The sequence below is a fragment of the Cyanobium gracile UHCC 0139 genome (assembly GCF_034931325.1).
GTDB lineage: Bacteria > Cyanobacteriota > Cyanobacteriia > PCC-6307 > Cyanobiaceae > Cyanobium > Cyanobium gracile_B.
In genome coordinates, this window is the sequence record NZ_JAYGHX010000004.1 from 81,790 (window position 1) to 101,130 (window position 19,341).

The 19,341-nt window shown below is 69.0% G+C and carries 31 protein-coding genes and 1 riboswitch; of the genes, 19 read left to right on the forward strand and 12 right to left on the reverse strand.

All coding sequences use genetic code 11. The annotated features are described in order from the left end of the window. Positions 1–18: 18 nt before the first annotated feature. Positions 19–183: riboswitch (cobalamin riboswitch) on the forward strand. 25 nt (positions 184–208) lie between these two features. Then, positions 209–847, forward strand: coding sequence for a HupE/UreJ family protein (locus VB738_RS08035; protein ID WP_323305255.1), 639 nt, complete (start codon positions 209–211; stop codon positions 845–847). Between the two features lie 4 nt (positions 848–851). On the opposite strand, the gene VB738_RS08040 is transcribed toward VB738_RS08035, so the two are convergent. Continuing rightward, complete coding sequence (locus VB738_RS08040; protein WP_323305256.1) at positions 852–2,156, reverse strand: MSMEG_0569 family flavin-dependent oxidoreductase; 1,305 nt, start codon at positions 2,154–2,156, stop codon at positions 852–854. A 185-nt stretch (positions 2,157–2,341) separates the two neighbouring features. Between VB738_RS08040 and VB738_RS08045 the strand changes: the two genes are divergently transcribed. The 6 genes from VB738_RS08045 to VB738_RS08070 all read left to right on the forward strand — a co-directional run bounded on the left by VB738_RS08045 (position 2,342) and on the right by VB738_RS08070 (position 6,992). After that, on the forward strand, positions 2,342–2,824 hold the full coding sequence (locus VB738_RS08045; protein ID WP_094585861.1) for an MSMEG_0572/Sll0783 family nitrogen starvation response protein: 483 nt from the start codon (positions 2,342–2,344) through the stop codon (positions 2,822–2,824). Beyond that, a complete protein-coding gene (locus tag VB738_RS08050) occupies positions 2,825–3,817 on the forward strand; it encodes a Nit6803 family nitrilase (RefSeq protein WP_323305257.1) in 993 nt (330 codons plus the stop codon). Continuing rightward, positions 3,810–4,970 (forward strand): MSMEG_0568 family radical SAM protein, encoded by a 1,161-nt coding sequence (locus VB738_RS08055; RefSeq protein WP_323305258.1) that lies wholly within the window; start codon positions 3,810–3,812, stop codon positions 4,968–4,970. Before VB738_RS08050 ends, VB738_RS08055 begins: the two co-directional genes overlap by 8 nt. A gap of 8 nt (positions 4,971–4,978) precedes the next feature. Beyond that, on the forward strand, positions 4,979–5,632 hold the full coding sequence (locus tag VB738_RS08060) for an MSMEG_0567/Sll0786 family nitrogen starvation N-acetyltransferase (protein WP_323305259.1): 654 nt from the start codon (positions 4,979–4,981) through the stop codon (positions 5,630–5,632). Continuing rightward, on the forward strand, positions 5,629–6,627 hold the full coding sequence (locus VB738_RS08065; RefSeq protein WP_323305260.1) for a sll0787 family AIR synthase-like protein: 999 nt from the start codon (positions 5,629–5,631) through the stop codon (positions 6,625–6,627). The genes VB738_RS08060 and VB738_RS08065 overlap by 4 nt, the downstream gene beginning before the upstream one ends. Before the next feature lie 89 nt (positions 6,628–6,716). Continuing rightward, positions 6,717–6,992, forward strand: coding sequence for an MSMEG_0570 family nitrogen starvation response protein (locus tag VB738_RS08070; RefSeq protein ID WP_323305261.1), 276 nt, complete (start codon positions 6,717–6,719; stop codon positions 6,990–6,992). Here VB738_RS08070 and VB738_RS08075 read toward each other — a convergent pair. Further along, positions 6,989–7,564 carry a TMEM175 family protein gene (locus VB738_RS08075; RefSeq protein ID WP_323305262.1) on the reverse strand — a complete coding sequence of 192 codons (576 nt, stop codon included), beginning with the start codon at positions 7,562–7,564 and terminating at the stop codon, positions 6,989–6,991. The genes VB738_RS08070 and VB738_RS08075 overlap by 4 nt on opposite strands. A 207-nt stretch (positions 7,565–7,771) precedes the next feature. Between VB738_RS08075 and VB738_RS08080 the strand changes: the two genes are divergently transcribed. Together VB738_RS08080 and VB738_RS08085 are read left to right on the forward strand one after the other, a co-directional pair. Then, the gene (locus tag VB738_RS08080; RefSeq protein WP_323305263.1) at positions 7,772–8,125 is read left to right on the forward strand and encodes a CsbD family protein; all 354 of its coding nucleotides are present in this window, start codon (positions 7,772–7,774) and stop codon (positions 8,123–8,125) included. A gap of 69 nt (positions 8,126–8,194) precedes the next feature. Then, positions 8,195–8,341, forward strand: a complete 147-nt coding sequence (locus tag VB738_RS08085) for a lmo0937 family membrane protein (protein WP_323305264.1) — start codon at positions 8,195–8,197, stop codon at positions 8,339–8,341. A 19-nt stretch (positions 8,342–8,360) separates the two neighbouring features. On the opposite strand, the gene VB738_RS08090 is transcribed toward VB738_RS08085, so the two are convergent. Further along, positions 8,361–9,191 (reverse strand): sigma-70 family RNA polymerase sigma factor, encoded by an 831-nt coding sequence (locus VB738_RS08090; protein ID WP_323305265.1) that lies wholly within the window; start codon positions 9,189–9,191, stop codon positions 8,361–8,363. 250 nt (positions 9,192–9,441) lie between these two features. Between VB738_RS08090 and VB738_RS08095 the strand changes: the two genes are divergently transcribed. Further along, on the forward strand, positions 9,442–9,615 hold the full coding sequence (locus tag VB738_RS08095) for a Thivi_2564 family membrane protein (RefSeq protein ID WP_323305437.1): 174 nt from the start codon (positions 9,442–9,444) through the stop codon (positions 9,613–9,615). Between the two features lie 35 nt (positions 9,616–9,650). Here the strand turns inward: VB738_RS08095 and VB738_RS08100 are convergent, their stop codons facing one another. Next, positions 9,651–10,178, reverse strand: coding sequence for a DUF3122 domain-containing protein (locus VB738_RS08100; protein WP_323305266.1), 528 nt, complete (start codon positions 10,176–10,178; stop codon positions 9,651–9,653). A 127-nt stretch (positions 10,179–10,305) separates the two neighbouring features. On the opposite strand from VB738_RS08100, the gene psbA reads away from it, so the two are divergent. The 3 genes from psbA to VB738_RS08115 all read left to right on the forward strand — a co-directional run bounded on the left by psbA (position 10,306) and on the right by VB738_RS08115 (position 12,723). Beyond that, on the forward strand, positions 10,306–11,385 hold the full coding sequence (psbA, locus tag VB738_RS08105; RefSeq protein WP_323305267.1) for a photosystem II q(b) protein: 1,080 nt from the start codon (positions 10,306–10,308) through the stop codon (positions 11,383–11,385). 125 nt (positions 11,386–11,510) lie between these two features. Continuing rightward, positions 11,511–12,185, forward strand: coding sequence for a DUF3365 domain-containing protein (locus VB738_RS08110; protein WP_323305268.1), 675 nt, complete (start codon positions 11,511–11,513; stop codon positions 12,183–12,185). Positions 12,186–12,189: 4 nt separating this feature from the next. Beyond that, positions 12,190–12,723, forward strand: a complete 534-nt coding sequence (locus VB738_RS08115) for a cytochrome b/b6 domain-containing protein (RefSeq protein WP_323305269.1) — start codon at positions 12,190–12,192, stop codon at positions 12,721–12,723. Here the strand turns inward: VB738_RS08115 and VB738_RS08120 are convergent. From VB738_RS08120 to VB738_RS08130, 3 genes are read right to left on the reverse strand one after another with little or no spacing between them, the layout of a single operon-like run. Continuing rightward, entirely contained in the window at positions 12,717–12,971 is a 255-nt protein-coding gene (locus VB738_RS08120; RefSeq protein WP_323205379.1) for a Txe/YoeB family addiction module toxin, read from the reverse strand. The two genes, VB738_RS08115 and VB738_RS08120, sit on opposite strands and share 7 nt — an antisense overlap. Further along, positions 12,968–13,219 carry a type II toxin-antitoxin system prevent-host-death family antitoxin gene (locus tag VB738_RS08125; RefSeq protein ID WP_323305270.1) on the reverse strand — a complete coding sequence of 84 codons (252 nt, stop codon included), beginning with the start codon at positions 13,217–13,219 and terminating at the stop codon, positions 12,968–12,970. The genes VB738_RS08120 and VB738_RS08125 overlap by 4 nt, the downstream gene beginning before the upstream one ends. Positions 13,220–13,274: 55 nt before the next feature. After that, the gene (locus tag VB738_RS08130) at positions 13,275–13,430 is read right to left on the reverse strand and encodes a hypothetical protein (protein WP_323305271.1); all 156 of its coding nucleotides are present in this window, start codon (positions 13,428–13,430) and stop codon (positions 13,275–13,277) included. 16 nt (positions 13,431–13,446) lie between these two features. On the opposite strand from VB738_RS08130, the gene VB738_RS08135 reads away from it, so the two are divergent. Next, positions 13,447–13,695, forward strand: coding sequence for a FitA-like ribbon-helix-helix domain-containing protein (locus VB738_RS08135; RefSeq protein WP_323305272.1), 249 nt, complete (start codon positions 13,447–13,449; stop codon positions 13,693–13,695). Then, on the forward strand, positions 13,692–14,093 hold the full coding sequence (locus VB738_RS08140; RefSeq protein WP_323305273.1) for a type II toxin-antitoxin system VapC family toxin: 402 nt from the start codon (positions 13,692–13,694) through the stop codon (positions 14,091–14,093). The genes VB738_RS08135 and VB738_RS08140 overlap by 4 nt, the downstream gene beginning before the upstream one ends. 18 nt (positions 14,094–14,111) lie before the next feature. Here VB738_RS08140 and VB738_RS08145 read toward each other — a convergent pair whose 3' ends face one another. Continuing rightward, a complete protein-coding gene (locus VB738_RS08145; protein WP_323305274.1) occupies positions 14,112–14,480 on the reverse strand; it encodes a hypothetical protein in 369 nt (122 codons plus the stop codon). Positions 14,481–14,573: 93 nt separating this feature from the next. Between VB738_RS08145 and VB738_RS08150 the strand changes: the two genes are divergently transcribed. Beyond that, the gene (locus VB738_RS08150) at positions 14,574–14,759 is read left to right on the forward strand and encodes a hypothetical protein (protein ID WP_323305275.1); all 186 of its coding nucleotides are present in this window, start codon (positions 14,574–14,576) and stop codon (positions 14,757–14,759) included. A gap of 102 nt (positions 14,760–14,861) precedes the next feature. Here VB738_RS08150 and VB738_RS08155 read toward each other — a convergent pair whose 3' ends face one another. The 4 genes from VB738_RS08155 to ppk2 form a co-directional block, all read right to left on the reverse strand. Beyond that, a complete protein-coding gene (locus VB738_RS08155) occupies positions 14,862–15,587 on the reverse strand; it encodes a hypothetical protein (RefSeq protein WP_323305276.1) in 726 nt (241 codons plus the stop codon). 17 nt (positions 15,588–15,604) lie between these two features. Then, positions 15,605–15,832: a hypothetical protein gene (locus tag VB738_RS08160; protein WP_323305277.1), complete on the reverse strand. Its 228-nt coding sequence runs from the start codon at positions 15,830–15,832 to the stop codon at positions 15,605–15,607. A gap of 291 nt (positions 15,833–16,123) precedes the next feature. Then, positions 16,124–16,882 (reverse strand): M23 family metallopeptidase, encoded by a 759-nt coding sequence (locus VB738_RS08165; protein WP_323305278.1) that lies wholly within the window; start codon positions 16,880–16,882, stop codon positions 16,124–16,126. Between the two features lie 71 nt (positions 16,883–16,953). Further along, a complete protein-coding gene (ppk2, locus tag VB738_RS08170) occupies positions 16,954–17,775 on the reverse strand; it encodes a polyphosphate kinase 2 (RefSeq protein ID WP_323305279.1) in 822 nt (273 codons plus the stop codon). A 123-nt stretch (positions 17,776–17,898) separates the two neighbouring features. On the opposite strand from ppk2, the gene VB738_RS08175 reads away from it, so the two are divergent. The 3 genes from VB738_RS08175 to pdxH are packed head-to-tail and all read left to right on the forward strand — an operon-like array spanning position 17,899 to position 19,275. Continuing rightward, entirely contained in the window at positions 17,899–18,144 is a 246-nt protein-coding gene (locus VB738_RS08175) for a CopG family transcriptional regulator (RefSeq protein ID WP_323305280.1), read from the forward strand. Then, entirely contained in the window at positions 18,141–18,593 is a 453-nt protein-coding gene (locus tag VB738_RS08180; RefSeq protein WP_323305281.1) for a TA system VapC family ribonuclease toxin, read from the forward strand. Before VB738_RS08175 ends, VB738_RS08180 begins: the two co-directional genes overlap by 4 nt. Positions 18,594–18,600: 7 nt before the next feature. Continuing rightward, positions 18,601–19,275 (forward strand): pyridoxamine 5'-phosphate oxidase, encoded by a 675-nt coding sequence (pdxH, locus tag VB738_RS08185; RefSeq protein WP_416233166.1) that lies wholly within the window; start codon positions 18,601–18,603, stop codon positions 19,273–19,275. Positions 19,276–19,341: the final 66 nt, after the last annotated feature.

Genomic DNA, 19,341 nt, shown 5'->3' on the forward strand with positions numbered 1-19,341 from the left:
CTTCTGACCGGTCAGGGGGGAGGATGGCCCGCAGGAGGTTCCTCCCCTTCACGGGGAGGACGCAAGGAGGAAAGGCGGTGCGGGGTGACCCAAGTCCGCCGCTGTCCCGCAGCTGTGATGGACACCGTGGCCCCCGCCCCGGCGTCCTCAGTCAGAACGCTCACCCCCACTCGAAACTTTCGCTTCCGGCGAGGACCGGAGACATCCCATGAAACAGGCTTCCCTGGCCCCGCGACCCGTCGCCCGGCCCTTCGCCCCCCGGGCCATCGCCCTCGTCGCTCTGTGCGCGCTGCCGCTGCTGCTGGCCGCCCCGGCCTCGGCGCACCACCTGATGGATCTCACTGGCATGAAGCCGGGCGTGGTGTCCGGCCTGCTGAGCGGCCTGGCCCACCCGATCCTGGGCCCCGACCATCTGCTGTTCCTGCTGGCCATCGGCCTGGTGGGCATCGTCCAGCCCTTCCGCTGGGTGCTGGCCCTGCTGGGCTGCGGGCTGGTGGGCAACGCCCTGGGGCTGGCCCTGCCGGGCTTCCCCTGGATCGAGCCGCTGGTGGCCCTCTCGGTGACCCTCACCGGCCTGGTGCTGGCCCGGCGCCTGCCTCCCGCCGTGCTGGTGCCCGCCTTCCTCCTGCACGGCTACGCCCTCAGCGGCGCCGTCCTCGGCTGGGAGCCGACCCCGATCGGCTTCTACCTGGTGGGTCTGCTGGTGAGCCAGAGCCTGCTGCTGCTGGTGGCCCTGACGGCCGTGCGGGGCTGGCGCCGCAGAGCCTCCAGCGGTGCGGTCAACATCACCGCCGGTCTGCTGATGGGCATCGGCCTGGCCTTCACCTGGTCGGCTCTGGTGGCCTGAGGGCTCAGGTGCCCAGCAGGGCGGTGCACTCCAGCCGCTCCTGGCTGGCGGCCTGGCGCGAGGCCCGCAGGCGGATCGCCTCCGCCAGGTACTCGGCATCCTCAGCAACGCCGCAGAAGCGGGCCGAGCCCCAGGTATGCAGCCAGGGCAGGCCCAGGACGTAGAAACCCGGCACCTGGGTGATGCCGCGCTCGTGGACCGGATGGCCGGCGCCGTCGAACACGGGCACCTCCACCCAGGAGAAGTCGGGCCGGTAGCCCGTGCACCAGATCACCGCCGCCAGGGGCTCGGCGGCCAGGTCGAGGGGCTCGGGCGGACCCGGGGGCGGCGTCCAGCAGGGGACGTAGGGGGGCTCCTCGGGGGCATCGAGGCCCTGGGCGGCGATGTGGTCATCGATGCTGCGGCAGATGCGGCTGTACACGGCATCGGCCCCGTCGAGGTTGGCGGCCAGATCGCCGGCGAACCGGATGCGGTCGTGGCCGAGGTCGGCCAGGCGGCCGTGCAGCACCATCCCCTCGAGGGCGCGCCGGCGCAGGTCGATCTCCCGGCCACCGTCGCGGCCGGTGAGGTAGTGGTTGGTCTTGCCCCGCACCGCTTTGGGATCGGCGTGCTGGTCGATCGGCATGGCGTAGTAGCCCATGCGATCGAGCCAGTCGACCACGTCGCGGCCGCGGTAGCGGCGGGGGGAGCGGGGGGCGCTGCCGACGCTCAAGTGCACCCGGCGGCCGGCCAGGAAGAGGTCTTCGGCGATCTGGCAGCCCGACTGGCCGCTGCCCACCACCAGCACCGGTCCGGCGGGCAGCGACTCAGGGCTGGTGTAGTCGCGGGCATCGATCTGCAGGATCGCCTCCGGCAGGCGGGCCGCGAGGGGGTGGCGCCGGGGGCGGTGGTAGCCGCCGGTGGCGATCACCACCTGCTCCGCCTCGATGGCGCCCTCATCGGTGGAGAGCAGGAACCCCTTGCCACTCGCCTGCAGGCGGTTCACCGCCACGCCCTCGCGCACGGGCACCTGGATGTGGTCGGCGAAGCGCTGCACGTAGCGGACGATCTCCTCGCGGCCCATGAAGCCCTGGGGGTCGTCGCCGTCGTAGGGGAAGTCGGGCAGGCGGCACTGCCAGTTGGGGGTGACCAGGCAGAACGACTCCCAGCGCTGGCGGGCCCAGGCATGGCCGATGCGGTGGCGCTCCAGCACCAGGGGCCGCACCCCCCGTTTCTGCAGGCAATGGGCGACCGACAGGCCCGCCTGGCCGCCACCCACCACCACCACAGCATGCCGCTGCGCCGACTCCGAACCCCCTGCCACAGCCACACCGGCGCCTGAACGAGAGCCGATGCTGGCCGCCGCAGGCGATACCTCCTGTAACGACCGGCACGGATTGGCTGGCGCCGTGAGTACCGCTACCCGACGCCGGGATTCGGTGGCATCGGCGACACAGAACAAAAGTTCATCCATGGCACGGTCCCCCATGCCGATCCATCCGACCGCACCTCCCCATGCCCCAGGTCAGCCGTCCCGCCAACCAGACGGGTGAGTTCCTCGTCGACTACGAGGAGAAGGTCTTTCCCGACGTCAAGGCCGAACCGGGTGAGAAGGCCCTGGTCACCTTCCACACCGTGGCCTTCGAGGGCTCCATCGGCCTGGTGAACCTGCTGCAGGCCAGCCGCCTGATCAACAAGGGTTTCGAGACCTCGATCCTGCTGTACGGCCCGGGCGTGACCCTGGGGCTGCAGCGGGGCTTCCCGAAGCTCGGTGATGCCGCCTTCGACGGCCACCTCAACTTCGGCGCCCGCATCCAGAAGTTCATGGACCAGGGCGGCAAGGTCTACGCCTGCCGCTTCGCCCTCCAGGCCCTCTACGGCCACGGCGAAGGCGCCCTGATCCCGGGAATCACCCCGGTCAACCCCCTCGATGTGCTCGACATCGTGCTGCTGCACCGCAAGGAAGGCGCCTTCATCCTCGACACCTGGACGCTCTGAATGCCCGCCACGGTCACCGTCGCCGCCGCCCAGATCCGTCCGGTGCTCTACAGCCTGGAGGGATCGGTGGCGCGGGTGGTCGCGGCCATGGAGGAGGCCGCGGCGGCCGGGGTGGAGCTGATCGTCTTCCCGGAGACGTTCCTGCCCTACTACCCCTACTTCTCCTTCGTGGAGCCGCCGGTGCTGATGGGGAAGTCGCACCTGAAGCTGTACGAGCAGGCGGTGACGGTGCCCGGCCCGGCCCTGGGCCGGATCGCCGCCGCCGCCCGCCAGCTCGGCCTGCACGTGCTGCTGGGCATCAACGAGAGGGACGGGGGCAGCCTGTACAACGCCCAGCTGCTGATCGATGCGACCGGTGAGCTGGTGCTGAAGCGCCGCAAGCTCACCCCCACTTATCACGAGCGGATGGTGTGGGGCCAGGGCGATGGGGCCGGCCTGCAGGTGGTGGCCACCGCCCTCGGCCGCATCGGCGCCCTGGCCTGCTGGGAGCACTACAACCCCCTGGCCCGCTTCAGCCTGATGGCCCAGGGCGAGGAAATCCACTGCGCCCAGTTCCCCGGCTCGCTGGTGGGACCGATCTTCGCCGAGCAGACCGCCGTCACCCTGCGCCACCACGCCCTCGAGGCCGGCTGCTTCGTGGTGTCCTCCACCGCCTGGCTGGAGCCGGAGGACATCGAGCGGATCACGCCCGATCCGGTGCTGCAGAAGGCCTGCCAGGGGGGCTGCCACACGGCGGTGATCAGCCCGGAGGGCCGCTACCTGGCCGGGCCGCTGCCCGATGGCGAGGGGCTGGCCATCACCGAACTCGACCTGAGCCTGATCACCAAACGCAAACGCATGATGGACAGCGTCGGCCACTACAGCCGCCCCGACCTGCTGGCTCTGCTGATCGACCGCAGCCACGCCCGCCAGCTGCAGGAACGCCCGATCGAGTCCGGTGGCGACCTGACACCCCTGAGCCTGCCGGTGCTGGAGGAACTGCACCATGGCTGAGCACGATCGCCGCGCCCTGGGCCGGCGGCTCACCGAACTGCAGGTGCACGGGGTGGTCGACCCGGCGGTGCCGGGCAACCCCGGCCGCCGCGGCGGCGCCGGCCCGTCCGATCACCGCGCCCTCAGCATCGACGGCACCACGGTGATGGTGCCCGTCTACAACGCCCTGGCCGGCAGCTCGCCCTACCGGCTGGAGGCTGACTTCAGCGGCGGACTGCAGGTGAGCGGCACGGCGACAGCCTGCGGCGAAGCCGGCGGCGAAACCGGCGGCGAAACCATGGCCCTGGCCGTGGAGACCCCGCCCGAGCCGCGCTTCTACGGCCTGACCACCGCCGAGGGCATCCCCTACCGCTCGATCGCCCTGCTGCACGGCCGGGACGTGCTGGCCACCACCCTCCTGCAGACCTGCATCCGCTTCCGCGACCGCACCCAGTCGTGCCAGTTCTGCGCCATCGAGCAGTCGCTGGAGGATGGCCGCACCCTCGTGCGAAAGACGCCCGCCCAGGTGGCGGAGGTGGCCGAGGCGGCCGTGCGCCTGGATGGCGTGCGCCAGCTGGTGCTGACCACCGGCACCCCCAACAGCGACGACCGGGGCGCCCGGCTGATGGCCGAGACCGCCGCCGCCGTCAAGGCCCAGGTGGACCTGCCGATCCAGGCCCAGTGCGAGCCCCCCGAAGACCCAGCCTGGTACCGCCGCATGAAGGACGCCGGCGTCGACAGCCTCGGCATGCACCTGGAGGTGGTGGAAGAGGAGGTGCGGCGGCGGATTCTGCCCGGCAAATCGGAGCTGGGGCTGGAGCGCTACATGGAGGCCTTCGCCGAGGCGGTGGCGGTGTTCGGCCGCGGCCAGGTGTCCACCTACCTGCTGGCCGGGCTGGGGGACAGCGCCGCCTCCCTCGTTGCCGTGAGTGAGCGGCTGATCGCCCTGGGGGTCTACCCCTTCGTGGTGCCCTTCGTGCCGATCGCCGGCACCCCCCTGGAGGCCCATCCCGCCCCCTCCACCGACTTCATGGTGGCGGTCTACACGGCCGTGGGCGACCGCTTGCGGGCCTCCGACCTCAGGTCCGAGGCCATGGCGGCCGGCTGCGCCAAGTGCGGCGCCTGTTCGGCCCTGTCCCTGTTCGAAGCCGGCCCGGAGCCGGGCACACCCTGAGCGCGGCCATGTTCTTCATCGACCCCTCCAGCCACGACATCGGCCGCAGCGCCAGCTCCGCGCCGGCCGCCTTCACCCCCTCGGTGCGGCGGGGGGTGGCGATCGAGGCCGAGGACTTCCGCCTCTCGCCCACGGCCAGCTCCCAGCGCTTCTCCTTCCATCTGCTGCGGCGCGGCACGCCCCTGGAGGAGGGCTACTGGCAGCTGCGCAGCGCCATCTTCTGCCAGGAGCAGCATCTGTTCGAGGCCACCGACCGGGATGAGAAGGATGGCCACGCCTATCCCATCGCCGCCCTCGACCACAGCACCGGCAGCGGCAGCGGCGTGGTGGGGGTGGTGCGGATCCTGGAGGAGCGGCCCGGCCTCTGGTACGGCGGTCGGCTCGGGGTGCACGGCGACCACCGCCGCCACAACCAGATCGGCAAGGGCCTGATCTGGAAGGCAGTGACGACGGCCAACGGCTGGGGCTGCGACCGCTTCCTGGCCACGGTGCAGCTCCAGAACGTGCGCTTCTTCCAGCGCCTGCACTGGACCTCGATCGACACGCTGGAGATCCGCGGCCTGCCCCACCACCTGATGGAGGCCGACCTCGCCTACTACCAGCCCGGCCACGAACGGCGCCCCTTGGCGGTGGGCGAGCCGGCGGGGGTGGCGGCGGCGTGAGTCGCCCCGGGCCGCAGGATCCTGATCTGGCGGCCCTCGCCGGCCGGCTGCGCCGCCTGGGCGGGCTCACCGGCAAGACCGACATCCAGTCCCCGGCGGCCACCTTCCCCCACCAGCCCTTTCCCGAGCTGGGTCCCGCCGCGGCCCTCGGCGACGACGCCGCCCTGCTGCCGGCGGTGGCCACGCCACTGCTGCTGGCCAGTGAGGGCCTGGACCCGGCCCTGGTGGCGTCCGACCCCTGGTTCGCCGGCTGGTGCGGGGTGCTGGTGAACCTCAGCGACATCGCCGCCATGGGCGGCACGCCGATCGCGGTGGTGAACAGCCTCTGGTGCCGCAGCGCCGCCGAGGCGGAACCGATCCTGACGGGCCTGCGCCGGGCCTCGGAGGTGTTCGGGGTGCCGGTGGTGGGGGGCCACACCAACCTGCACAGCCCCTACGACGCCCTGGCGGTGGCCGTGCTGGGCACGGCGTCCGGCCCGGTGCTCTCGGCCCGCGCCGCCAGGGCCGGCGACCACTGCCATCTGCTGATCGACCCCAACGGCGGCTTCCGCGGCGACTCCCTCTGCTGGGATGCGGCCACCGACGCCGAGCCCGCCCGGCTGCGGCGCCAGCTGGCCCTGATGGCGGAGTTGGCAGCCGATGGGAGCGTCCATGCCGCCAAGGACATCAGCATGGGCGGCCTGGTGGGCACCGCCGCCATGGTCTGCGAGGCGGCCGGCTGCGGCCTGAGCCTGGATCTGGCGGCGATCCTGCCCCCCGATGGGGTGGCGCTGGAGCCCTGGCTCACCTGCTTCCCCAGCTTCGGCTTCCTGCTGGCCGCCCGACCCGATCAGGAGGGGCGGCTGGCGGAGCGGGTGGCCGCCTGCGGCGGCCTGCTGCTGGCCCAGGTGGGCACGTTCACGGCGGAGCGCCGGCTGGTGCTGGCGGCGGGGGGGCAGCAGCAGGAGATCTGGCGAGGAGAGGCGCCGCTCACCGGCTTCGGGGCGCTGCCCTGATCGGGCGGCCGTGATCAACCTGTCGTGATCGCCACCGCAACCGGAAGGGGCCCGGCACACAATGGCCTCGCTGGGTGGTGGGGGGCGCCATGCCGGAAGTGGAGCTGACACTGGAATGGCCGGACGGGGGCAGGAGCCGCCTCTATTCCCCCTCCACCGTGATCCTCGAGCACCTCGCCCCAGGCCAGACCGTGACCGTGGCGGAGCTGCGGGCGAAGGGAACCCTGGCGCTGCGGCAGGCCTCCGAGCGGGTGCGGGCCCGCTACGGCTTCGCCTGCACCCGGGCGGATGAGGAGGAACGGCGCCTGCTGGCGCAGGCGGCCGTCTTCGCGGCCGAGGAGCTGGTGCACGTTCTGAGCGCTTAGTCGGACAGCACCCGCTCAATGCGGCGATCGGGGATCAGCCACATCAGCGCCACCAGCCCATAGACCGCCTGGCCAACGCCCGGGGAGCGCAGGCTCACCAGCATCGCCACCAGATAGAGCGTCAGGGAGGTGTGCCCCTTCCAGTCGCGGCCGACGGCCCGGCGCAGCAGGGAGTCGGGGCCCTGGCTGGCGATGATCCGCCCCTGGAGGATGAAATAGGCGAGGGCCGCCATCATCATCACGGCGCCATAGAGGACCGAAGGGGCGATCGCCCGGTGGTTCTGGCCCATCCAGCCGGTGGCGAACGGGACCAGCGACAACCAGAACAGCAGATGGAGGTTGGCCAGGAGCACCGGGCCGCTGACCCGCTGCAGGGTGTGCAGCATGTGGTGGTGGTTGTTCCAGTAGATGCCGATATAGATGAAACTCAGCAGATAGCTCAGAAAGACAGGGATCAGGGGCACCAGGGCCGCCGGTTCGGTGGCCTGGGGCACCTTGATCTCCAGCACCATGATCGTGATGACGATGGCCAGGACACCGTCACTGAAGGCCTCCAGACGGGTGGTTTTCATGGGGCCTGACCACGGATCTGGCTGCTTATGGCAGAAACGACGCAGAGTGCTGCAGAAAAGAGATGAATCGCTACAGAGCCCAGACGGACTGACACCACTGAACAGCTGCCGAAGGCCGCCTCCTGCGGCCCGGATGGCGACAATCGAAATCTTCGCGGGGCGTCGCACTCAGTAGAGAAGAGGTGAACCACCTCAACGCCAGATCCGATGAGAATTCGCATCCGCCAACGCCTGTTCACGCTCGCCTCCATGGCCGCCATGGTTATCTCCCTGATGATCCAGTGGCCAGCCATGGCCATGGCCAGCCATGCCCCATCCCTCACCCCCGTCGCCCTCGCCACCATGTCCGACAAGATGAGCGCCAAAGCCAAGGAAGCCGAAGGCAAGATGGAATCGGCCTATGGCGAAATCACCGGTGACACGGGTCACCAGGTGAAGGGCAAAGCCAAGCAGGTGCAGGCCTCCGCCATGAACGCGGCCGAAGCCGTGAAGGACGGCACCAGGGACGTGGCCCGCAAGGCCAGTGATGCCACCGACAAACTGGCGAACAAGATCAAGTAAGCGGCCCATCAGACCACTGGCCCATCCGCCCACGCGTCACCCACGCATCACCACCAAAAGGAGGACCCATTGCTGGAATCAATCGCCGTCATTCTGGTGGTTCTGTGGCTGCTCGGACTGGTGACGTCCTACACCCTGGGCGGCCTGATCCATCTGCTGCTGGTCATTGCCCTGATCGTGATTGCGGCCCGACTGATCAGTGGTCGGACCGTATGACCTGCCATCGGCGCGCCGGTCAGGGTTCCTCGGCCAAACATCGCCGCAGCCCGAGCAGGGCCTTGCGCTCCACATGCTGCACCTTGTGCTTGGACAGACCGATGCTCTCGCCGATCTTCGCCAGCGACGGGGACTCGGCGTCGGCATAGCGAAGGCGCAGCACCCGGCGCTCCAACGGGGACAGCCGGGTGAGGGCACGGTGCAGCCAGAGGTAATCGTCCTGAAGGCCCGGCTCCCTGGGGTCGCCGATCAGGTCCGTCAGACTCACTTCTCCGTCGGTGCTCCCCAGGGCCTGATCGAGGGAGAGGGTCTGCAGGTCATGGGAGGCCTGAAGCACGGTCTCCAGCCGTCGCTGACTCTCCCCCAGCTGGGCACCGATCGCAGCCAGCGTCAGGGGCTCCGGGGAGGCATGGCGCAGGGCCTGCACCTTGCGGGCCAGGGCCGCCATCTGGGGCGGCACCCGGATCAGACCGGTCGTTTCCTGAAGATGGCGGTGCACCGCCTGGCGGATCCACCAGGAGCCGTAGGTGGAGAACCGGTAGCCGCGCTCGGGCAGGAAGCGCTCCACCGCATGGATCAGGCCGAGGTTGCCGGCCTGCACCAGATCCATCGGATCCAGATGCATCTGGCGGATGCGGTTGTGCTGCTGCTTGCAGATCGACACCACCAGGCGCAGGTTGCCTGTCACCATGCGCGCAAAGGCGCGGCGCCCTCGCCGCTCCTCGCTGGGGGCCGGGGCCGACCGGGAGCGCCAGCCCTGAACCAGGGCGCCGAGATGCAATTCTTCGGCTGGTGTCAGCAGGGGGATGCGGCCGATGCTGCGCAAATAGTCCCCAAAACAATCTGACATGGCAACCAGAAAAGAGGGACGGCCACGACTCTAGGAATGGCGCAATCAGCACCACGAGCGGCGTTCCATTCTGCGGCTGATCTGCAGCATCCAGAGGCATGGAATCACAACATATCAGCCTAATTTTGTATTCGATGCAGCCAATTTCTTCGGTCTTCATCGAAACCAAAAGGCGGCGGGGCCATAAAGCCTGCCGTAACAAGCTCGGATTCAACCACCAGGAGAACGCAACATTTCCCTGATTTCGCTCATCATCACCCTGATCGTCGTCGGGGTCCTGCTGTGGCTCGTCAACAACTACATCCCCATGGACGGGAAGATCAAACGCATCCTGAACATTGTCGTGGTGGTCGCTGTTGTGGTGTGGCTCCTCAACATGCTGGGCCTGATGGATTCTCTGCGCACCATCCGCATCGGCCGATGACGAACGGCCGTGGCCAGCGACTGCACCTCCGGGCCTCAGCCGCCGGCCACGGAGCCGGGCAGCGCATGCAGGGCCTGGGTCTCCTCGGGGCCCAGCACCAGCTCCGTCGATGCCTCACCCGCCAGGGGCAGGCTGAGGACCAGGGGCAGGGCGTCGCTGGGGCGGGGCAGCAAGGCCGCCATGTCGAACTGGGCCGAACCCTCCGGCAAAGGCCCGGCGCCAACCGCCACCAGCTCCTCGCTGCGATTGGCCAGGGTCCAGGAGCCGCCCACGCCGTCGCTGAGCAGCAGGGGCCGGCTGTGGTCCACCGCGATCCCCGGGGTGAGGGCGCTGAGGCGCAGGCGCTCGCCGCTGGGGTAGGCGGGATCGGGCTGATCGAAGATCCGCAGCGACCAGCGGTTGTCGTCCCGGTCGCGCAGGCTCCAGCGCTGACCCTCATCGGCTCCGGCCAGTCTCGGTGCCAGGGTCAGCAGCAGCACCAGCAACAGGGCCGCCAGCGCCGCCAGCCAGGGCCGTGGGCCACCGACGGGGGAGCCCGAAACAGGTTGAGCAGAAACACGCATGGGGGGCAGTCCCGGGATGGGGCGGTTCAACGCTATCGTTTTATCGTCCGGTAGCAGCAAGCGGCATGGTCGCAAGACGTTGTCGCTGCCCGTCGCTGCCGGTCTGTCCATCTTCGGATGTCCTGTCATGACTCTCACCACCCTGTCGCGTTCCGGGGTCCATCCCTGGGATCGCTTCAAGAACTGGGTCACCAGCACCGAGAACCGTCTCTACGTGGGCTGGTTCGGCGTGCTGATGATCCCCACCCTGCTCACGGCCACCGTCTGCTTCGTGATCGCCTTCATCGCCGCTCCCCCCGTCGACATCGACGGCATCCGCGAACCGATCGCCGGCAGCCTCCTCTACGGCAACAACATCATCACCGCCGCCGTGGTGCCCAGTTCCAACGCCATCGGCCTGCACTTCTACCCCATCTGGGAAGCCGCCAGCCTCGATGAGTGGCTGTACAACGGCGGCCCTTACCAGCTGATCATCTTCCACTTCCTGATCGGGATCTACTGCTGGATGGGCCGGGAGTGGGAGCTCAGCTACCGCCTGGGGATGCGTCCCTGGATCGCCGTGGCGTATTCCGCCCCGGTGGGTGCCGCCACCGCCGTGCTGCTGGTGTACGCCATCGGCCAGGGTTCCTTCTCCGATCCCATGCCCCTGGGTATCTCCGGCACCTTCAACTTCATGCTGGTGCTGCAGGCGGAGCACAACGTGCTCATGCATCCCTTCCACATGCTCGGCGTGGCCGGTGTGTTCGGCGGCGCCCTGTTCTCCGCCATGCACGGCTCGCTCGTCACCAGCTCCCTGGTGCGGGAGACCACCGAAACCGAGTCCCAGAACCGGGGCTACAAGTTCGGCCAGGAGGAGGAGACCTACAACATCGTGGCCGCCCACGGCTATTTCGGCCGGCTGATCTTCCAGTACGCCTCCTTCAACAACAGCCGCAGCCTCCACTTCTTCCTGGCCGCCTGGCCCGTGATCGGCATCTGGTTCGCCACCCTGGCGGTGATCAGCTTCTCCTTCAACGTGAACGGCTTCAACTTCAACCACTCCGTGCTTGATCACCGGGGCCGGGTGATCAACACCTGGGCCGACATCCTCAACCGCGGCGGCCTGGGCATCGAAGCCATCCACGAGCGCAACACCCACAACTTCCCCCTCGATCTGGCGGCCACCGCCACCACCCCCGTGGCCCTCACGGCTCCGTCGATCGGTTAGTGGGGCTTTGAACCCCGCCCAGCCGACCCCTCGCTGAGCCCCTGCCGGGCCCGGACTGCTCCGGGCCCGTTTCCCTTTTCCGCCTGTCCATCCGTCCCACCCCCCTCGTCCGGAGCCACCAACCCATGGCCCAGATCCTGCTTCCCAGCCTGCGGCGCCTGGCGCTGACGGCCCTCGCCTCAGCAGCGATGGTGCTGTTCGGCGCCCTGCTGCTCACCCTCGCCCCACCGTCGGCCCTGGCGGCGCCCGCCGACGCGTCGCCGGCCGTTGCGCCCGTGGAGCCGGCCGCCCTGGCCAAGGCCGTGGTGGCGATGGAGGGTCTCGATCGGATGCGCATCACCCTGGCCGCCACCCTGGAGGGCCGCAGCGAGGAACCCACCCTGCAGACCATGAAGGAGGTCTGCAAGCCGGTGGGGATGAAGGCCGCCGCGATCGGCGAGGAGAACGGCTGGCAGGTGCGCCAGGTGGCGACCAAGTTCCGCAACCCTGACCACGCCCCCGCCCATGCCCAGGAGCGGCAGGTGATCGACCTGTTCCACCGCCATCCGGCGATCACCGGCCTGTGGCAACCGGCCACGGCCGAGCAAGGCGCCGGCGTGAACTACTACCGCCGCATCAACGTGGAGCCCAGCTGCCTGGCCTGCCACGGCACGAAGGCCAGCCGGCCGGCCTTCGTGACGGAGAACTATCCCGCCGACCGTGCCTTCGATTTCAAGGCAGGGGACCTGCGGGGGATGTACGCCGTGTTCATCCCCGAGGCGCCGCTGGCCCGTGACACGCTGGTGGACACCAAAGGCTGACGCGATGGCGCGCCCCCCCTACCAACCCTCCCTGCTGCGGCTGACCCATGGCGTCACGGCGCTGCTGGTGCTGGCCGCCTGGCTGAGCGGGCTGTTCGTCTACAGCCGCTACGACGGGCGCTGGGGGCGGCTTCCCTTCACCCCCGGCGGCAACTGGATCGACCTCCACGGCCAGGCGGGCTTCCTGCTGCTGCCCCTGGGCCTGGTCTTCGCCGCCTACGCCCTCACCCTGGGGCGGGCGCGCCTGAATCGGATCACCAACACCATGGCCCTGGGGGCCCTGGTGCTGGCGGTGGCCACCGGCAAGCTGATGCAGGAGGACTGGCTGCGGGACGGCCAGCTGCACCACCTGGCCTACAGCCTGCACCTGGCGGCCTGGCTGCTGATCGGCCTGGCCGTGGTGCTGCATGTGGGCGACAGCCTGCGGCTGGGGGGCACGCCGCTGCTGGCCTCGATGGCCAGCACGAGCCTGCGGCCGGGCGATCTGCCTGGCGACTGGCCGGCTCAGGTGCGGCGGTTTCTGAAGAGGGGTCAATAGTGATACCGAAGCTGGGCCAGCAGCAGAGCGTCACCATCAACCTTGTAGACCATGCGGTGCTCGTCGTTGATGCGGCGTGACCAATAGCCAGCGAGGGCGTGTTTCAGGGCTTCCGGCTTGCCGGTGCCTGAATACGGCGTCCGAGACGCTTCCTTGATCAGGGCGTTGATGCGCTTGAGCAGGACCTTGTCGGTGGCCTGCCAGTGGAGGTAATCCTCCCAGGCCTGCTCAGCGAAGATCAGCCTCATTCGCTGAGGGCATGCTCCCTGCCCTGGCCGGCATCCAGGCTGGCGGTCGCCTCCAGCAGACGCCTGGCATTTTCAGGGACCCGCAGCAGGTAGGCGGTTTCCTCGAGGGCTTTGAAGTCTTCCAGGGACATCATCACCACCGATTTCTGCCCATTGCGGGTAATGATCAGCGGCTCATGGTCGGCGCAGACCCGGTTCATGGTCTGCGCCAGGTTGGCGCGGGCCGTTGTGTAGGTGATGGCGTCCATCGGCAGACCTTCCGACATGTACGCGTTACTGTACGACTGGCGTCCCGCCGCCGCTTCACAGCGGATCCCCGGGCAGGAAGCGCCGGATGAACAGCTCCAGGGCCATCGGCCCGCAGCGGGGCTGCCAGACCTGCACCTGGAGCGGGGCCGAGTCGCCCGCCAGCCGCTGCACAGGGAAGTGCCACCGTTTCGGTTGCAGAATGGTTGCCACTGCCCCGGCAACGGCCATGGCCAGGAGCCTCACCCTCAAGAATCTCCCCGACGACCTTTACGGCCGCCTGAAGCAAGCGGCCAGGCAACATCGCCGCAGCCTCAATAACGAAGCGATCGTGTGCCTGGAAGCGGCCCTTCCGCCCCAGGCCATCACGGCCGCCGAGCGACTGGAGCAGATCCGGGCCCTGCGCCACAGCCTGCCGACGGAGGCGGCGTTCACGCCCGACCAGATCGATGCCTTCAAGCGCGAGGGCCGCCCGTGATCGTGGTGGACACCAACGTGGTGGCCTATCTGTTGCTGGCAGGCCCCCAGACCGAGAAGGCTGAGGCGCTGCTGCTTCACGACCCTGAATGGGCCGCTCCGGTGCTCTGGCGCAGCGAGCTGCGCAACGTGCTCAGCGGTTACCTGCGACGCGGGCAGCTGGATCACCAGCAGGTGCTGAGGCTCCAGGGCCAGGCGGAAGCGTTGTTGCAAGGATCGGAAGTAGCGGTGGATTCCGCCGACGTGTTCCGGCTGGTGGAGGCGAGCGACTGCAGCGCCTACGACTGTGAGTTCGTGGCGGCCGCCCTGGCACTCCAGACCCGCCTGATCACCTCCGATCGCCAACTGCTGCGGGCTTTCCCCACGCTGGCGAGCCCGTTGGAGCACGCCGTGCCCTGACACGGGCACAACAGCAGCTCACGGCGGATCCCCGGGCAGGAAGCGGCGGATGAACAGCTCCAGGGCCATCGGCCCGCAGCGGGGCTGCCAGCTGGTGCCGCCCGGCAGCCGCCGCCAGCAGGCCACCTGCAGCACGCCGCCGCCGGCCAGCAGCTGCACCCGGTAGCGGTACTCGGCATCGGCGGCCTGGGCGGGGGCGGCCAGGAGTTCGGCAGCGGGCTGGCTGGCCAGGAACGCGGCCGCGAAGGCCTCCGGCTCCGGGCGCTGGCGCAGGGCCGAGGCGAAGCGCCAGGCGGCGCCGGTGGGGTAGCCGTCGTGGTGGAGATAGAGGTGGCGCTCCGGGACGCCGGGAAAGCCGGTGAAGGAATAAACGGCGCGGGTGGCCAAGGGGCTGGGGCGGCTGCACAGGGAAGTGCCACCGGCGTCTCACACCCATGAGCTGGCACTGGCCGTACGGTGAACAGACAAGAACTCAGGCCGATGGACGCCCCTGGCAGCCGCGCCCTCCATCGGCGCCTAGCCGCCCAGCAGGTGCTGGCCGACTGCGTGGAGTTCCGCCTCGACCCTGAGGCACTCGACGCCTGGGAACGCATGAATCAGCAGCCGGCACTGTCACTTAAGGGTCTAGGCGAGCTGATGGATCGGCCTTCACCGTTCCAGGAGTGAGCGCGGTCTACCTGTGGCCCCGACTGTTGGCGTATGTGATCAGGCATACGTCCCATCATGGCTCTGAAGTCGGCTGCCGAGGGCTGCTCGTCCATGACAGGCTCAAGCGATCTTCTCAATCACTGCCCTCTTGAACCAGGCAGGGATCCGGTCTGACTTCAGCTCCAGTTGCCGGCCATCAGTGATTTCTGCGATCCAGGCGAGCTGTGGGTCGGAGCTGTCGGTTGAGTTGTCGAAGATGTAGGCCCGGCTTGTGTGCTTGATGGCCTCCAGCAATAGCGCCAGCGAGCGATGGTAGCGGCTGATGATCTTGTCCTCCGGCACAGGATGACCACCCAGTCCCACGCGGTTGCGCACACGCGAAACATTGATCTCTGGATCATCCGTGGCCACGAAGTAGAGATAGGTGCGGTAGCCAAGTCGTTGCGCCTGCTCCAGCAGCGCCACCTTGCCGGGATGGGACATGACAGTTTCGCAGGTAAAGCTGGCACGGCGCACTAACAGGCCCTGGCGTAGAACATCCGCCACCACCGAGGCGAAGTAGGCATTGACCCTCACCCCGTCAAACTCCAGCCGTCCACCCTCCAATCGCAGTCGTCGCGCCGGCTCCAGCAACCCTGCAGATCTCAGCAACTCCGAGCCCGTGAAGGCCGGCAAAAGCTCAGCGGCTGTAGTGCTGACACCAAAGGCACCCAGATCGAGACAGCCGTTCTGGCGGATGCTCGCTTCGATCTCATCGGGGTTCAGGTACACCCCCAGCAGGGGCGACGGCAGCACTGCCTTGAGCACGCTTTTGCCCGAGCCATTGGGTCCGGCGAACACCCGCAACCTGGGTGCGGCCTCGATCACCGGATGGTGAAGGTGGTGCCAGGCGTGACCGGTGTGGGTGCCTCAATCGGCCTGAGCCGCTGCTTGCGGCCGTCGGGGAAGACACGGACGATGAAGCCGCCTTCGGATTGCAACACGCTTTGCCCTGAGGCCAGTACCTGGGCACGCGCGGCGGCGAAGGCCTCACCGGAAACCGGCGGGAACCGGCTCTCGAGTTCTTGAAGTTGGCGTTCCTGCTCGGACATGGCCCAACCTTGCTGGATTGAGGTTAGCCGTGCCGTCCCACCACCTACGCCAACGTATCTATTGGCCTGACTGATACTCATCAGCCTGGAACCGCTCAGCCGCCGGCATCTCGCTGGGAGCGCCACTCCCAGCCATCATTTTCCGGTAATACCCAGCCCTGCGTCGCGTTTCAATGGACTCTGCCGATGCGGCCACGGAACGCCAACGCCGCGCGCAGAGAGGGATCATGTTGGGCGGCGGTGCGGGGAATCTGCCTGCGGTGGGGCAGTTGTGGGGGGCCCGCCCAACGCTCAGGGCCGCAGGTCGCCAGCGATGGCACCACCGGCGGGAGGCGCTGGCAGCAGGGGTGTGGGATCCACCGCCACCAGCCCCTGGGGCTGGCGTTGGCGCACCTCCAGGTGCAGGTGCGGCGTGCTGGCGTTGCCGCTCTGGCCCACCTCGCCAATGGGCAGTCCGGCCCCCACGCTGTCGCCCTCAGCCACCGAGGCCTGGAGCAGATGGGCATAGAGGCTCGACCAGCCGCCACCGTGATCGATCAGCACCGTGAGGCCGTAGCCGCTGATCTCCGCCACCCGCTGCACCCGGCCGGCCTGCACTGCCAGCACGGCGGTTCCTTCCGGCGCGATCAGATCCACACCGGTGTGCAAGCGCCAGGCCCCACGGGCCTCCGAAAACCGCCAGCCCCAGGGGTCCTGCTCCGAGGCCGCCACGTCGAAGGGATAGTGCAGCGGCGCCAGCGGCCCCGCCGCGGCCTCACCGGCCCCGGACGCCCGGGCCTGGAGAGCGAGGTCACCCACCGGCACCTCCTTGGGCAGCAGCGCCGGACGCTCGGGCCTGGTGGCCGCCGGCGTGGGGGCGGGGGCGGGGGCGACCCGCTCGGGAAAAGGTGCGGGCGGCGCTTCCGCACCTGCCCCGGTGGCGGAATCGGGGATCGGCGGCTCCCCAGGGGCCCCTGGCCGATCGGTCCCCGCCGCAGCCGCATTGCCGCCGGGCAGCAGCAGGAGCAGCAGCAACAGCACTGGAGCCCGCCGGAGGGAGGCAGGGGCCATCGAACGGGCACGGGGCAAATGCGTTGTATCGCGTCTTCGGGGTGGAGCAAGACCACTCGCGGGACTCCCGTTCAGTTGTCGATGAACAGGGAATGGGCCGTCCGCACGACCCGTGGATCGGGCTCAGCGACAACGTCGCGGTCCTTGTGGTCGTAGTCCAGGGCGTGGAGGACGCTGCGGATGGCGCCGAGTCGGGCTCGTCTCTTCTCGTTGGAATTGACGATCGTCCATGGGGCCACGAGGGTGTCAGTGGCCAGCAGCATCTCGTTGCGCGCATGGGTGTAGGCGTCGTACTGCGCCACGCTGGCCTCGTCGATGGGCGAGATCTTCCACTGCTTGAGGGGATCGTCACGGCGGGCTTCGAAACGCCGCTTCTGCCGGCCCTGCGACACGGTGAACCACATCTTGAAGAGCAGGATCCCACTGCTGACGAGTGACTGTTCGAAGGCGGGAACCTGGCGGAGGAAGAGGGCATGCTCCTGCGGTGTGCAGAAGCCCATCACCTTCTCGACGCCGGCCCGGTTGTACCAGGACCTGTCGAACATCGTGATGTCGCCGGCCGATGGCAGGTGCTGGACATAGCGCTGGAAATACCACTGGGTCCGTTCGTCATCGTTGGGCTTCGGCAGCGCCACATGGTCACTGCCGCGAGGATTCATGTGTTGGCGGAAGCGCTTGATCGATCCACCCTTGCCCGCCGCATCGCGCCCTTCGAACAGGATGACGACGCGCTGTCCGTCAGCCTTGATGGAACGCTGCGCCTTGAGCAGTTCAATCTGGAGCGATTGGAGTTCTCTTTTGTAGGCCTTCTTGCCGATCGCTTCGTCATGGGGAAGATCGTTCTGCATCGCCTCGATCGAACCGACGGGCGTCAGGTGTTGCGGCTTGCTCATGGGAAGGGCTCCCGTCACTCGACTGCGACCACCATGGCCAGCGCAGAGACGGTGCGCCTTCCGCTGCCGTCGTCGGGCCCACCAAGGTCGGGCTACGGTTGATGATTGATGCGTGCACATCCGATGCGCACCACCCTGCAGCTCGATGACGACGTGCTGGCGGCGGCCCGGGTACTGGCCCGGCAACGGCGCACCAGCCTGGGGGCCGTGATCAGTGCGCTGGCCCGCCAGGGGCTGGTGGCGCCACCCCCAGGCTCCGCTGGCACCGGTCCCAGCCACCGCAACGGCTTGCCCCTGCTGCCCTGGCAGCCGCAGGGCGCGCCGGTGGACCTCGCGCTCGTCAACAGCCTGCGCGACGAGCTGCCATGAGCGAAGCCCTGCTGGATGTGAACGTGCTGATCGCCCTGCTGGACGGGCGCCATGTGCACCATGAGCAGGCCCATGACTGGTTCGCCACCTCCCAGGGCCCGGGCTGGGCCACCTGCCCGCTCACCCAGAACGCGGTGCTGCGAATCCTCGGTCAGCCCCGCTACCCCAACAGCCCGGGGCCACCGGCGGTGGTGGCGCCCCTGATGCGGGAGCTGATCCGCCATCCACGCCACCACTTCTGGCCCGATGCCATCAGCCTGCTCGCCGCGCCGGGGAGCGAAGCTCCGCTGGTCGACGCCAACCAGCTGCTGGAGGCGGGGCAACTCACCGACACCTATCTGTTGGCGCTGGCGGTGCACCACGGCGGCACGCTGGTGAGTTTCGACCGCCGCCTGGGCTCTGGGGCCGTGGCGGGCGGCAGCGCCGCCCTGCGCCTGATCCCCACCTGAGGCGCACCTGATGCCCCCGGACCCTACCGATCCCGCCCAGCTGCGCCGCGACTACCGGCGCCAGGCGCTGCGGCGGGGCGATCTGGCCGACGATCCGGTGGCGCAGTTCCGCCGCTGGTTCGATCAGGCGGTGGCCGCCGCTCTGGAGGAGCCCAACGCCATGGTGCTGGGCACCAGCGATGGCCGCCGCCCCAGCGCCCGCACCGTGCTGCTCAAGGCCTTCGACGCCCGCGGCTTCGTCTTCTTCACCCACTACGAGAGCCGCAAGGCCACCGAGATCGGCGCCCATCCGGAGGTCAGCCTGCTGTTCCCCTGGTACGGGCTGGAGCGGCAGGTGGCCATCCTGGGCCGGGCCGAGCGGATCAGCCCCGCCGAGTCGCTGGCCTACTTCCTCTCCCGTCCCGTGGGCAGCCGGCTCGGGGCCTGGGTGTCGCAGCAGAGCGCCGTGATCGGCTCCCGCTCGATCCTGGAGATGCAGTGGGACGCCATGAAGCGCCGCTTCGCCGATGGCCAGGTGCCGCTGCCGCCGGCCTGGGGCGGCCTGCGGGTGGTGCCGTTCGAGTTTGAGTTCTGGCAGGGCCGCGAAAATCGCCTGCACGATCGCTTCCGCTACCGGCCCGCCGAGCCTGCCGGGGAGGGGGGCGGCGGCGCGGCCTGGGCCATCGAGCGGCTGGCGCCCTGAGAGCCGATCGCGGCCGCCGGCAATCTCCTGGTTGGCTGCGGAATCGCCCCAGGCCGACCTGCCGAG

Coding starts and splice junctions, on each gene's coding strand:
- VB738_RS08035 (WP_323305255.1), top strand. CDS start 209: ATGAAACAGGCTTCCCTGGCCCCGCGACCCGTCGCCCGGCCCTTCGCC.
- VB738_RS08045 (WP_094585861.1), top strand. CDS start 2,342: ATGCCCCAGGTCAGCCGTCCCGCCAACCAGACGGGTGAGTTCCTCGTC.
- VB738_RS08050 (WP_323305257.1), top strand. CDS start 2,825: ATGCCCGCCACGGTCACCGTCGCCGCCGCCCAGATCCGTCCGGTGCTC.
- VB738_RS08055 (WP_323305258.1), top strand. CDS start 3,810: ATGGCTGAGCACGATCGCCGCGCCCTGGGCCGGCGGCTCACCGAACTG.
- VB738_RS08060 (WP_323305259.1), top strand. CDS start 4,979: ATGTTCTTCATCGACCCCTCCAGCCACGACATCGGCCGCAGCGCCAGC.
- VB738_RS08070 (WP_323305261.1), top strand. CDS start 6,717: ATGCCGGAAGTGGAGCTGACACTGGAATGGCCGGACGGGGGCAGGAGC.
- VB738_RS08075 (WP_323305262.1), bottom strand. CDS start 7,564: ATGAAAACCACCCGTCTGGAGGCCTTCAGTGACGGTGTCCTGGCCATC.
- VB738_RS08080 (WP_323305263.1), top strand. CDS start 7,772: ATGAGAATTCGCATCCGCCAACGCCTGTTCACGCTCGCCTCCATGGCC.
- VB738_RS08090 (WP_323305265.1), bottom strand. CDS start 9,191: ATGTCAGATTGTTTTGGGGACTATTTGCGCAGCATCGGCCGCATCCCC.
- VB738_RS08100 (WP_323305266.1), bottom strand. CDS start 10,178: ATGCGTGTTTCTGCTCAACCTGTTTCGGGCTCCCCCGTCGGTGGCCCA.
- psbA (WP_323305267.1), top strand. CDS start 10,306: ATGACTCTCACCACCCTGTCGCGTTCCGGGGTCCATCCCTGGGATCGC.
- VB738_RS08110 (WP_323305268.1), top strand. CDS start 11,511: ATGGCCCAGATCCTGCTTCCCAGCCTGCGGCGCCTGGCGCTGACGGCC.
- VB738_RS08115 (WP_323305269.1), top strand. CDS start 12,190: ATGGCGCGCCCCCCCTACCAACCCTCCCTGCTGCGGCTGACCCATGGC.
- VB738_RS08120 (WP_323205379.1), bottom strand. CDS start 12,971: ATGAGGCTGATCTTCGCTGAGCAGGCCTGGGAGGATTACCTCCACTGG.
- VB738_RS08125 (WP_323305270.1), bottom strand. CDS start 13,219: ATGGACGCCATCACCTACACAACGGCCCGCGCCAACCTGGCGCAGACC.
- VB738_RS08135 (WP_323305272.1), top strand. CDS start 13,447: ATGGCCAGGAGCCTCACCCTCAAGAATCTCCCCGACGACCTTTACGGC.
- VB738_RS08150 (WP_323305275.1), top strand. CDS start 14,574: ATGGACGCCCCTGGCAGCCGCGCCCTCCATCGGCGCCTAGCCGCCCAG.
- VB738_RS08160 (WP_323305277.1), bottom strand. CDS start 15,832: ATGTCCGAGCAGGAACGCCAACTTCAAGAACTCGAGAGCCGGTTCCCG.
- VB738_RS08165 (WP_323305278.1), bottom strand. CDS start 16,882: ATGGCCCCTGCCTCCCTCCGGCGGGCTCCAGTGCTGTTGCTGCTGCTC.
- ppk2 (WP_323305279.1), bottom strand. CDS start 17,775: ATGAGCAAGCCGCAACACCTGACGCCCGTCGGTTCGATCGAGGCGATG.
- VB738_RS08175 (WP_323305280.1), top strand. CDS start 17,899: ATGCGCACCACCCTGCAGCTCGATGACGACGTGCTGGCGGCGGCCCGG.
- VB738_RS08180 (WP_323305281.1), top strand. CDS start 18,141: ATGAGCGAAGCCCTGCTGGATGTGAACGTGCTGATCGCCCTGCTGGAC.